This window comes from Psychrobacter sp. 1Y10, from assembly GCF_052259005.1.
GTDB classification, from domain to species: Bacteria; Pseudomonadota; Gammaproteobacteria; order Pseudomonadales; family Moraxellaceae; genus Psychrobacter; species Psychrobacter saeujeotis.
Genome location: NZ_JBQQES010000008.1, coordinates 23,725 through 36,526 on the forward strand (window position 1 = coordinate 23,725; position 12,802 = coordinate 36,526).

The 12,802-nt window shown below is 42.3% G+C and carries 9 protein-coding genes; 5 read left to right on the forward strand and 4 right to left on the reverse strand.

Annotated features, from left to right (window positions below):
• Nucleotides 1-379: 379 nt before the first annotated feature.
• Both ACTXGH_RS10665 and mutY read left to right on the forward strand, forming a co-directional pair.
• Nucleotides 380-628: a hypothetical protein gene (locus ACTXGH_RS10665; RefSeq protein ID WP_439296509.1), complete on the forward strand. Its 249-nt coding sequence runs from the start codon at nucleotides 380-382 to the stop codon at nucleotides 626-628.
• Between the two features lie 142 nt (nucleotides 629-770).
• Nucleotides 771-2,036 (forward strand): A/G-specific adenine glycosylase, encoded by a 1,266-nt coding sequence (gene mutY, locus ACTXGH_RS10670; RefSeq protein WP_439296508.1) that lies wholly within the window; start codon nucleotides 771-773, stop codon nucleotides 2,034-2,036.
• A gap of 106 nt (nucleotides 2,037-2,142) precedes the next feature.
• Here mutY and ACTXGH_RS10675 read toward each other — a convergent pair whose 3' ends face one another.
• Nucleotides 2,143-3,045, reverse strand: a complete 903-nt coding sequence (locus tag ACTXGH_RS10675; RefSeq protein ID WP_299220966.1) for an acyl-CoA thioesterase — start codon at nucleotides 3,043-3,045, stop codon at nucleotides 2,143-2,145.
• 311 nt (nucleotides 3,046-3,356) lie between these two features.
• Nucleotides 3,357-6,245 carry an RNA polymerase-associated protein RapA gene (gene rapA, locus ACTXGH_RS10680; RefSeq protein WP_439296507.1) on the reverse strand — a complete coding sequence of 963 codons (2,889 nt, stop codon included), beginning with the start codon at nucleotides 6,243-6,245 and terminating at the stop codon, nucleotides 3,357-3,359.
• Nucleotides 6,246-6,806: 561 nt separating this feature from the next.
• Between rapA and ACTXGH_RS10685 the strand changes: the two genes are divergently transcribed.
• A complete protein-coding gene (locus ACTXGH_RS10685) occupies nucleotides 6,807-7,751 on the forward strand; it encodes a D-2-hydroxyacid dehydrogenase (RefSeq protein ID WP_439263132.1) in 945 nt (314 codons plus the stop codon).
• Between the two features lie 4 nt (nucleotides 7,752-7,755).
• On the opposite strand, the gene ACTXGH_RS10690 is transcribed toward ACTXGH_RS10685, so the two are convergent.
• Both ACTXGH_RS10690 and ACTXGH_RS10695 read right to left on the reverse strand, forming a co-directional pair.
• Nucleotides 7,756-9,294: a flavin-containing monooxygenase gene (locus ACTXGH_RS10690; protein ID WP_439296527.1), complete on the reverse strand. Its 1,539-nt coding sequence runs from the start codon at nucleotides 9,292-9,294 to the stop codon at nucleotides 7,756-7,758.
• A gap of 203 nt (nucleotides 9,295-9,497) precedes the next feature.
• Nucleotides 9,498-10,211 carry an RluA family pseudouridine synthase gene (locus tag ACTXGH_RS10695; protein ID WP_439263130.1) on the reverse strand — a complete coding sequence of 238 codons (714 nt, stop codon included), beginning with the start codon at nucleotides 10,209-10,211 and terminating at the stop codon, nucleotides 9,498-9,500.
• A 374-nt stretch (nucleotides 10,212-10,585) separates the two neighbouring features.
• On the opposite strand from ACTXGH_RS10695, the gene trxA reads away from it, so the two are divergent.
• Together trxA and rho are read left to right on the forward strand one after the other, a co-directional pair.
• Nucleotides 10,586-10,912: a thioredoxin gene (gene trxA, locus ACTXGH_RS10700; RefSeq protein WP_439296506.1), complete on the forward strand. Its 327-nt coding sequence runs from the start codon at nucleotides 10,586-10,588 to the stop codon at nucleotides 10,910-10,912.
• Nucleotides 10,913-11,425: 513 nt separating this feature from the next.
• Nucleotides 11,426-12,694 (forward strand): transcription termination factor Rho, encoded by a 1,269-nt coding sequence (gene rho, locus ACTXGH_RS10705; RefSeq protein WP_075103494.1) that lies wholly within the window; start codon nucleotides 11,426-11,428, stop codon nucleotides 12,692-12,694.
• The last annotated feature ends 108 nt before the right edge of the window (nucleotides 12,695-12,802 follow it).

Genomic DNA, 12,802 nt, shown 5'->3' on the forward strand with positions numbered 1-12,802 from the left:
ATTTTCATTAACTTATTATGGACTTAGTTTGGGTTTATTTCTAATTTTGAGAAGTGTTTTTTATAATACTGCATTGTATACAACTCTGTTCTTAACCTTTATTCCACCATTTATTATGTATTTCGTCGCAAAAAATGAGTCAGATGTTGGGAAAACAGTTTTTTATACTTGGCTGCTCACTTTACTATTTTTTATAACTATTCTTGTTTTAGTAGTCAAATTTCTTTACATGATGTTTGTTATAGCGTTGATAGTTGCTCAGGACATTGCATACAAAATAGTGCATTATCTCAAATTTAGGGAGTTATTCAAAGTTTATGAGTCACACCCTATTAGCGATTATATTTTATACTCGATCCCCCTTTTAAGTATCGTAGCAATGGCTGCATTCAATTACCCAAGTGATATTATCGAACAAATAAATATAACTTCATTAAGTGAAATTGTTATTAATAACTTTGAAATTGAAGCATTATCTGATTTAGCCAATGTTGTTCATAAGTATGGTATAGATAACCTTAAATCTTTACGAGAGAATATTCTTAAAATTTCTGGTTACGCAGCATTAATAAGCGTTTTGACGTATGGCTTCAAATTCATCAATCCTTTTGAAAACTTTAGTATGTAAGCTGCATAGAGAGCATGGTGCTTTACTAATAACAGTACAGTATTTAATCATTAATTCTCATAGTAAATCATACAAACCCAACTCATAGAATATGTAGTGGTAAAATAGGATTAATAACCTCAAGTGATAATTAAAAAATCCTATGACTCAGACAACCGTTAACTCAGAACCTAATTTCAACTATGCATCCAAATCACTAAACTCCTTCGCCCCACGCTTATTAGATTGGTTTGCCGAAAACGGTCGCCACGATTTACCTTGGCAACAACATCAGACCGATACGCCCAATCCTTATGTCGTTTGGTTATCGGAAGTCATGCTCCAGCAAACACAAGTAACGACTGTACTGCCCTACTTTGCGCGTTTTATGAACTCGTTTCCGACGGTGCAGGATTTAGCAGCAGCGGATTGGGATACTATCGCTGAGCATTGGGCGGGCATGGGCTATTACGCTCGCGCACGGAATTTGCATAAAGGCGCAAAGCAATTGATCGACATAATTGATGAGACTGGCGACTTTCCTCAAACTTTAGAGGGTTGGGAAGCGATATCTGGCGTTGGCCCTTCTACCGCTGGGGCGATTATGGCAATGGGGCTGCATCGATATGGCGTCATCTGTGATGGTAACGTCAAACGCGTGCTGACACGCTGGGCAGCGATTGATGGTGATATTACCAAGTCTGCGACGACTAAAGAGCTATGGGCATTGGCTGAACGTTTGACCCCTAGAGAGAGTTCAGGGCTGTTTGCACAAGCTATGATGGATATGGGCGCAACCTTATGTACGCGTAGCAAGCCTGCTTGCTTATTGTGTCCACTACAAGATGATTGCTTGGCACATGCACAAGGTCGCGAAACGGATTATCCCGTCAAAGCAAAAAAACAGCCCAAACCAAGCAAGTTTAGCAATGCTCTACTAATTAAAGATGCAGGTGGCAGCATCTTATGGCTACAGCGCCCTGATAACGGTATTTGGGGCGGATTATGGAGTTTGCCTTTGCGGTTTGTAGAAAAAATTGAAGGCAAAGCCAGTGTTAAGACGACTGATAAAAAGCAAGTTGCGAACGATGATAAGTTATCAAACGTAGCAAATGATGTCCGTAGTAAAGAAAAAATATACGAAGCAGAGTTTACTACCGCTGAGCAGATTATCAATGAATGGCTAATAAAAAACGACTTGGTAACGGAATCATTCAGTAATTCTTTATTGAATGACGCACCGATTAAACACTCACTGACGCATTTTCATTGGTATTTGCAGCCGCATTCATTGACTTTAGACGCCAAACAAAAGGCTGAAATAAGCAAAGCCTTACAAGCAGCTGATGTTAATATTAATTGGTTAAATACTGATGATGCGCGGGCAACGCTTGGATTGCCACGAGCGATGATCAAAGTTTTAGAATAAACCTTCATACTTGACTGTCTAAAAAACTACATATGCCATAAAAAAAGCGACTCACAATTAATCATGAGTCGCTTTTTTTTGATGATTATAACAAAGATATATAGTGCTAAGACTTTGGCACGCGCAGACGCATCAAGCCCTCTTGCTGCACGGTGGCAACCAGCTTGCCATCTTGCCAAAACTGTCCGTGGTTTAGCCCCATCGCATTGGATGTCGTATCACTCCACATGTCATATAACAGCCAATCATTTATATCAAAACTGCGATGAAAATGCATTGAATGATCAATGCTAGCCGCTTGTAGTCCACTGGTCATAAAGCTGATGCCATGAGACATAAGCCCCGTTCCTACTAAATAAAAATCAGAAGAAAACGCCAAGAGTGCTTGCTGAATCGCAACTGGCTGCGAGCCCAGTTCACGGATGCGTAACCAATTGGCTTGCTTCGGTTTCGTTGGCTCTGGATGTATAGGATCGCGCGGCTTGACAGGCTTAATCTCCACATGACGACGACGCATAAAACGACCCTTAAGCGCATCTGGTACTTTACCCACGTAGCTCTCTTTTAGGTCTTGCTCAGTCTGTAAATCTTCAGGTGGTGGATAAACAGGCATATTTTCTTGATATTCTAAACCCTCTTCCATCGGTGCAAATGAAGCAATCATCGAAAATATCACTTGTTCAACAGGCGGCTTACCACGGACTTGTTTATACTGAATCGCCGTCACTTCGCGTGCTGACAAACTACGACCGTCCCGTAAGCGCCTTACTTGATAAATCACCGGTTGATTGATATCGCCACCGCGCAAAAAATAACCATGTAGCGAGTGACAAGGCTTATCTGTATCCAGTGTATGAGCTGCAGCCATCATAGCTTGAGCCAGTACTTGCCCGCCAAATATACGCTTACCAACGTAGTCATGGCTTTTGCCTTCAAATACATCAGGACTGACTTCAATAAGTGCCACCGTAGCGAGCAGCTCATCAATCAGTTGTGGATAATCAGACATGGCAGTAATTTTCCTTATTTTTGAGCGACTATTACTGAAAAGCCGTACTAATGCGTTAACGCTTAAAACCGCTTGTTTGGCACCTAAAAATGATACTAGATCTTTAAAATAGAAAACATCTTAACCAATATTGTAAGCTTTGACCAGTTGCTACAGACTTACTTGCCCGCATTAACTTGACTACTTAGGTTAGATTTTATTTATACGAATATAGGAATAACCAAATGTTGTTTTAAACTTAAACGACCAAATGATTAATTGTGTAAAAAAGAGGCGTTATATAACACCTCTTTTAGCAATACTGGTGATAGCTACGGCTTTACCGTGACGAGCACACGGATAGAATCCGGTACCAATGATAAGTTCGCTAATGCTTGCTCACCTTGCGCTTGCAATTGCTCTAGGCGCTCAACTTCTTCTGGGCGCACATTTGGATTAATGGTTTGCAAATGCTTGAGGCGTTTAATCTCACGTGACCATTGCTGATTAAAGCGCGCCCTTGCTTGCTCACCAATGTCAGCCAGCTGTGCTCGTGCAATCTCCTCGGCCTCGTAATAACGACTCTCAATCACATCACTACGCACTTTAACCACCTGACGCGCGCGGGTTTTGTCCAAACGATCAATATGCGGCATAATCATCTCGCTACTGATACGTGCGGATAAATCACTTCCTTGCTCACTGATAAAGACACGAATGTTTTGAGTCGGTAGAGTCGCTGGCAGGTTAAGTAGCTTTGGCGCGATCGCTTCGACCCTAAAATGAACCTCAAGCATAATCATACCTTGAGGAATGGCATTGCTCTTGAGCATTGCCACCGTCGTATTACCAAAGGTACTCGTGCTCGCAAGCTCGTAGATCGATCGCATCAATGGATGTTCATGGGTGACAAAATCGATGTCCTCACGCTGCAGTGCAAGCTCGCGATCAAAGGTCAACGTCATACCTTCTTCATCGCCAAGTGGCAGCCCCTCAATATACTCACTAACTTCAGTGCTATCGAGTGGCGCAAGCACCCAAGAACCATCACGCTGAATACTATAATCGACATTTGCTGATGCCAAAAAGCGCTCAATAAAGGGCGGTAGCACATTATTATCATCAAAATCACGCATCGCATCTGCAATACGCCCAGCGACGCGTGGACGGCATGAGTTGTATTCAAGTAGACGATCACGTCCTGCCTGTAGCTGTGCTTCTAGCGCCAAGCGCATTTGTAACGCCTCAGCGATGAGAGCTTTTAACTCATCGCGACTCTCTGCAGTATCGGCACCTTCAAGTAGCGGTTTGAGCGTTTGAATATACTGTTCTTGCACACTTTGGGCCGTGGGAGATATCTGATTGAACATATTTAGGGCGCTGTTATACCAGTGATATAAGCGTTCTTGTGCGGTCTTTTGTACATAAGGGACATGCAGTGTGATTTGCTGCGTCTGCCCAATACGATCTAGACGACCGATACGCTGCTCTAGCGTATCTGGATTGGCCGGCAGGTCCCACAGTATCAGCTGACTTGCAAACTGAAAATTACGACCCTCAGAGCCAATTTCTGAACATAGTAATATCTGCGCGCCTTCACTATCGGCGAAGAATGCGGCTGCTTGGTCACGTTCAAGCAACGTCATTTGCTCGGTAAAGATAGCAGTCTTAATACCAGCATGTAAGCGTAATACCGCCTCTAAACTCTCTACGGTTGCCCCACTACGAGCGATCAGTAAGACTTTTTCTTGTTTAAGCTCACTTTTTAAGATATCAATCAACCATGGGACACGTGGATCATCTTCTAACCAGCCGCCATCAGGCTGATTTTCCTCGCTCCACAGCTGTTCGCGCAGCTTGCCCTTGGTTTGATAGCTGTCCTGCCACGCTTCAGGTAATGGCAATGGATACGCCTGACTGCTACGTCCATAGAACCCCTGAACACTCTCACGGGTATTACGGAATAACACCCGCCCTGTGCCATGACGATCCAATAGCTCATTAAGGGCATACGTACGTAGTTTATCATCTTCATTAATCGTTGCCAGCTCATCGTCATTTAAATTCAACAGGGCAGTTAGAGCAGCGATTTGTCCGTCATTTAACGACTTATCTTCTATCAATACACCAGCCACGGCCGCAGTTTCCGCAAAGGCTTCTTGACCGGCAATAAACTCATCCAAATCATCAAAGCGATCAGAGTCGAGCAAACGCAAGCGCGCAAAATGGCTTTGAACACCCAGCTGTTCAGGCGTAGCCGTTAGTAACATCACCCCAGGCGTCTCTTCAGCGAAGTCAGCCACTAAGTCATATTTTTCGTTGCCGCCCGCTGCTTCATCCCAATGCAAATGATGCGCTTCATCGACGACTAACAAATCAAAACCTGCTTCTATCGCTTGATCATATAAGTCAGGATGGTCAAGTAGCAGATCCATACCAGCGATAATACATTGCTCAGTAGCAAACACATTTTGCTCAGGATCATGCTCTTTAATCGCCGCAGTACGGACCAGATCAAACAAAGCAAAGTTTAGGTTAAAGCGACGGCGTAACTCAACCATCCATTGGTATTGCAAACTATCAGGCACCAATACTAAGACGCGCTCAGCTTTACCGGTTAAGAGCTGCTGATGAATAATAAGACCTGCCTCGATGGTTTTACCCAGACCGACTTCATCAGCAAGCAGTACACGCGGCGCAATACGTTTGCCAACTTCGTGGGCAATATACAGCTGATGCTCGATGATATCGACACGCGCTCCCATGAGACCCTTCAGTGGATGTCCTGCCAGCGCTGATTGCATACGCAATATATCTTGACGCAGCTCGTACCAGTCTCCGCGTTCAATACGACCCGCCAACAGTCTTTCAAGCGGCTTTGCCAAGGTAATATTTGCTGCAAGACGCGTTTCCATAATGCCTTTTTCGTGCTCATCGACACTATACTTGAGCACGCCCATCACCTCATCAACCGCAGTGACCGTATAGCTATTTCCTTGTTGGTCACTGATACTATCACCAACCTTAAACACGACACGTGACAACGGTGCAGAGTTTTTTGCATACACGCGCGTCTCCTCGCTTTGCGGGAATAAAATATGTACACAGCGGTCGTCGACATCGATAACCACACCCAAGCCAAGCTCGGACTCGGTGTCAGATAAATGGCGTTGACCAACGGCGAATTCGGTACTATGCAATGAGGCGATGGAGATAGTCATAAGGCGATGTCTTTTGTACTCAGATGATAAGAAAATGGGCGACAACAACATCGTACTACTCTTAAGTAAAGCACAATGAAGTTGTTACGATAGTCAGCACTATCGTTTAAAGATGCATATATTAACTTAGTTAAGCGACTTTTTAGCAAAACCAGTCAAGTGCACTATTATATAACGTTACCGGCTAAATGCGTGCAATAAGTTGGTTTTTCAAGAGCAGATCGATGAGGAATACAGATAATAAAATGAGCGGCGTTTTATGAAACTTATAGTGAAGACCATACCTAAAGTAATAAGTTGCCAATAGTTGGTAGTATCTGTAACTATTAGAGCAACTAATATCTTTACGCTTACTGACGTATTTTTCAATTTTTGCTCAAAGCATGCTACATTGAGTCGATACTAGCAAGAACAGCAAACAGCTGGCTTGATACCCAAACTTGACGCCCGAAGTAGTATGCTTCGTTTTATGAAAAAACGTCCAAGCATCTATTCTACTTACCTTAATAAAAACAAGATAAAAACTTTCTAAATCAAAATTTTTATAAATAAGGATTAATTATGCAAGCGGTTTTTTTAGATAAAGGAACATTTTCTGATGGCGTAGATTTGTCAGTACCTGCAGGCGTGACTGACTATATCACTTACGATGATACACCTGCAGATTCCGACCTTATTATTGAGCGCTGCCAAGAAGCTGACATTATATTTACCAATAAAGTTCAGATTAACGCAGAGGTGATTGCTAAGCTCCCTAAGCTCAAACTTATTCAACTGACCGCCACTGGTATGAACAACGTTGATCAAGAAGCTTGCAAGACGCACAACGTTGCTTTATATAACGTGGCAGGTTACGCGGTCAAAAGCGTGCCTGAACATACCTTTATGCTAATGCTCAATGCAATGCGTGCTGGCATTTATTATCATCAAAAAGTAGCGGATGGTACGTGGCGAGACAACGGTAACTTTTGTCTGCTTGATACGTCTCTTGTAGATTTAGAAGATAAGACCCTAGGTATCATTGGTGTCGGTACTATCGGTAAGCGTGTGACCGAGATAGCCCGTGCGTTCGGTATGACGGTATTGTGGGCGGATCACCAAGGTCATACACCGCGTAACGATGACTATACGGCTTTTGATGAGGTACTTGATCGATCTGATGTCATAAGCTTGCACTGTCCATTAAATGAGCAGACTAAACACCTTATCAATCGAAACACCTTAGCCAAAATGAGCAAACAACCTTTACTGGTGAATGTCGCTCGCGGCGGTATTGTCGATAGCCAGGCCCTGGCAGATGCTATCCATAATCAACAAATCCTTGGTTATGCCACGGATGTCTTTGAACAAGAACCTATTACAGCAGATGACCCCCTATTGAGCTTGAGCGATCATCCACGCGTAATATTTAGCCCGCATAATGCTTGGGGTAGCAAAAGTGCGCAAGAGACTTTATGGCAAATGTTGAGTAAACAAGTGGCAGATTTCGTCAACGATTCTCAATAAATATCTAGCGAGTAAAATGTAGCCAGTTGTCTTCTATTTTACGGTATTTGAGCATAATACGGTCACTTAGGTAATTGTTCGTCACACGCCATGGATAGCGATCGCCCTGCTTGGGTAGCTTATCTTTTGCACGGCGTACATAGCCTGCTGATAGCGCACCAAGTACCGTATCTGGCTGCATTTGCACCTGCTCTTGCTCCGTTGTAGCCTGCGGAAAAACTACACTATAACGGTGCTTTTTCATATAGTTAAGCATTCTGACTACATATTGACACGCTAGATCTATTTTTAGCGTCCATGAAGCATTGGTGTAGCCAAACATCATGGCAATATTGGGTACGCCCTCAAGCATCACAGCTTTATAAGTCATGCGCGCACCGACATCGATAAGCTCACCATCGACATATAGCGCAGCTCCGCCTAGTATCTGGAGCTTAAGCCCTGTTGCAGTCACAATAATATCTGCTTCTATATGCTTGCCAGATGTTAAGGCGATACCAGTCTTGGTAAAATGACTGATTTGATCGGTCACAACCTCTGCTCTTTTGCCATGCAATGCAGTAAATAAGTCGCTATCAGGTACCGCACATAGACGCTCATCCCATGGATTATAAGTAGGCATAAAATGAGCAACATCGACACCGCTGCCTTTTAACTCTTTTTTGACGCCATGCTTTAATGCTGCTTTTAGGACATTGGGCGCATGGGTGGCAAATTGATACAGACCTTGTTGCATCAGAACATTGCGTGTACGTAGTAAGGTATATGCCTGATGCTTTGATAAAGGTGAAAACTTACCCGCTAGCCAGTCAAGTGCATAATCATCGCCCGGCACACTGGCTACATAAGTCGGTGAGCGCTGTAGCATGGTTACATGACGCGCACATTGCTCACCATTTTCATCGACTAGCGCTGGTACTAAGGTCATCGCAGTCGCACCACTACCAATCACTACGATATTTTTATCGTTATAATCCACATCTTGCCAATACTGTGGATGCACGATATCACCTTGGAATTGCTCTTCACTTTCAAAATGTGGTCGATATCCTGCATCATAGTCATAATAACCAGTTGCACCAACGATAAATTTCGCTGTCATCGTATATACTTCACCGCTAGCATGGTTTTTGACCACGACAGTCCACTGTTTAGCAATACTTGACCAAGATAGTTGCTGCACGTCATGTTGATAGCGTATATGTTTTTCAACCTCAAACTCGCGCGCAGTCTCTGCTATGTAGCTTTTGATGTCATCACCTTTGGCTAACATCTTATGATCTAACCATGGACGAAAACTATAACCAAAAGTCAAAGCATCAGAGTCCGAACGAATACCAGGGTAAGTAAACAAATCCCATGTACCGCCCAAGTCTGCACGCTTCTCTAATATAATAAATGGCTTGGTAGCTTTATCTTTATTGCGCTTCTTTGCCTTCAAATAATGATTGAACAGCTTTTGATAGTTTTGCTGCAAGCGACATGCCATACCAATTCCAGAGATACCAGCGCCAATGATTAAGACCTCATAATCCGCCGTCACGTTCGGTTGAGATTTTGAGCGCATCAGGGAGTGCGTCAGGCGAGCTTTGGTCATATTTTTTATAGAATCAACACCGATCATCATCTCATCCTATGTTAGTAACTGATTACCCTCGATTTATACTTCGTTTGTATAGCTGCTACTCTCTACACGACTAAATTTAGGCATTAAGCTTGGTTTGTTATTTTTAAAATGTGCCACGTCTAAAACGGTACCGCGCTTTCCCAGTCCATCCAAGCGCCAAGTACAGGATGCTTTAGACGTAGCTGCTGGGCATGCAAATTTAGACGCGGTGCCATCTGCAATGCCAGTCCTTCTGCATAAATAGGATCACCGATAATGACGTGCCCTGCATGTACCATATGCACGCGCAACTGATGGCTACGTCCTGTCACCGGTTTTAGCGCAACACGAGTGGCTGCTTGACCGTTACATTGTTCATAAGCGAGTACCTCATACAAGGTCAAGGCGTTCTTACTCCAATCATGGTCAACGATATGCCGCGGCTTGGTTGTCGGCTCATATCTTACGGGCACAGATATTTTCCCCGTGGCTCCTATTGTCTCCCAAGTACCAAAAACCCGTGCTTGATAAGTCTTTTGCGGCAATCTGTCAATGAATTGTTTACTAATATTGGTCTGAGCGGCCGCATTTTTTGCAAAGATAAGCAGGCCTGAGGTATCCATATCCAACCGATGAATGAGTTTTACGTCAGGATTTGCGCGTTCAAGTCGTGCCAATAGACTGACCTTTAAAGTCTTACCATCGACACTTAATAACCCTGCAGGTTTGTCTACTACCCAAATATCGTCATCTTCATAAACGGTAATCTCGCGCGCAAATTTTTGAAAAAACTCTACTGGATACTGAGTTTCTTGTAAATTCATGGCAGCGATGTCTTCATCGGTAAAAGGCATAAAAAATAGCTACTTCTGTAAATGGGTTTAAATACGGCAAAAAAGCATAGTAGGTTATGTATACGTTTTTACCAGGCGAATTATAAAGACAATCTACTACCAAGATATAGCCTGTGTTAATTTGTGTTTCGATTTATTGTACTAATACTAGTTGTTAAGCATTTTAACCACCCTTTGTCTGTCAAGACGTGGCAAACATGCTAATATAATGGCACATTTTCACTTTCATTCCATACTTCTTAGGCTGTAACTGGGTAATTTGTTAGACAGATAAATAGGACTGGCTCATATAGCAGATATATGTTTCCACCCAATTTATCAAACTATTTTTATCTATTACTAGCCAAAAGATGATACAACAAGAGAGAATAATTATGTCAGACCTTATTGTTAATACCACCGATGCAGACTTTGACCAAGACGTACTACAATCTGATGTCCCAGTCCTAGTAGACTTTTGGGCGACTTGGTGTGGTCCTTGTAAGTCGATAGCGCCTATCTTAGAAGATTTAGCCAACGACTATAAAGGCAAAGTAAAAATCGTCAAAGTCGATGTAGACAACAATCCACAGGCAGCAAGCCGCTTTGGTATTCGTAACATACCAACTTTATTCGTCTTTAAAGACGGCGAAAAAGTAGACTCAGTAATGGGTTTACAGCCAAAATCTGAACTTGCTAAAGTACTTGATAAGCATTTATAAATTATATATCAATACCCTCGATTGTTTGAATAAATGATCAAAATTGGCCATTATCTGTACAAGATGATGGCTTTTTTGCATTTTTATTGGTCAAAAAGCAAATTATGCAAATTTTTTAACAAAAATAATTGACAAGCCTGACTTTAAAACCGTATAGTCTGCTGTCAAGAGAAACATAAAATTTCCTGATGCGTCTTAACGCTATTCTCCTCGTGTTTATCAACACAAAACACAATTGTATACTGAACGAAACTACTAACTATAATTATTGATATAGAGCTTTCATTGCAAGCTTTTATATCCCAAACTCTTATATAGTCCTCTTTATATTCACATTTGTCATCCTGACACAGTTTTGCGCAGCTGATGATAATCTGATACATAAAAATCAATGCTATATAAATCTTAACTCTGTGCACACATCCTATCGCTACACTATCGTTGTTTTAATCAATGTCGTGGGTTGTGCTGCTAATGGCAGTTCTCACCCGATAAATCGTTAATGACCTACCTATGAATTTAACTGAATTAAAGAAAAAATCAATCACTGAGCTATTGGCTATTGCTAAAGAAATGGGTCTTGATAATATGGCACGTAGCCGTAAACAAGACATAATCTTTGCCATATTAAAAACGCATGCTCGTAACGGCGAAGCTATCTATGGTGATGGCGTACTAGAAGTCCTACCAGATGGTTTTGGCTTTTTACGCTCATCAGAAGGCTCTTATTTGGCTGGCCCTGACGATATTTATGTCAGCCCAAGTCAAATCAGACGCTTTAGCCTAAAAACAGGCGATAGTATCGCTGGTACCATTCGCCCACCAAAAGACTCTGAACGTTATTTTGCTTTACTAAAAGTAGGTGAAGTCAACTTCGATACGCCAGATCGTTCGCGCCATAAGCTCATTTTTGAAAATCTAACCCCGCTATTTCCTACCGAGCATCTTAAGCTTGAGCTTGGCAACGGCACAACAGAAGACTTAACTGGACGTATCATTGATCTGATTGCGCCGATTGGTAAGGGTCAACGCTCTATTATTGTCGCTCCACCAAAAGCAGGTAAAACCGTACTGTTACAGACGATTGCACAGTCCATTACGCGTAACAACCCTGAATGTTATCTGATTGTTTTACTGATTGATGAGCGTCCAGAAGAAGTGACAGAGATGGTACGCACAGTGCGCGGTGAAGTGGTTGCCTCAACGTTTGATGAGCCGCCGCAGCGCCATGTACAAGTCGCTGAGATGGTCATCGAAAAAGCCAAGCGTTTGGTTGAACACAAACAAGATGTTGTCGTTCTGCTGGACTCTATCACGCGCCTTGCTCGCGCTTATAACACAGTTATCCCTTCATCCGGTAAAGTATTGACTGGTGGTCTTGATGCTACTGCTCTTGAGCGCCCAAAACGTTTTTTTGGTGCAGCACGTAACGTTGAAGAAGGAGGGAGCTTGACGATTATTGCTAGTGCCCTTATCGATACTGGTAGCAAGATGGATAGCGTCATTTTTGAAGAGTTTAAAGGTACTGGTAACCAAGAAATCACTCTTGAACGTGATTTGGCCGAAAAACGCGTCTTTCCAGCCATCAATATCAAAAAGTCAGGCACTCGTCGTGAAGAGCGTATTCTTGATGAAGATAAGCTACGTAAAGTTTGGATATTACGTAAGTTATTACAACCAATGGATGGTGTTCAAGCAACTGAGTTTTTATTAGATCGTTTAAAAGAAGCTAAGACGAACGATGAGTTTTTTGAACAAATGAAACGTAAATCTCAAAACTAAGCAATTATTATTTATCAATTTGACTTCTATTATTTCATTTATTTTATACAAGATAGTTCTATCAGATATTAATAGTTAAAGTTTAATGAGTTCTATTATCTTTAACCT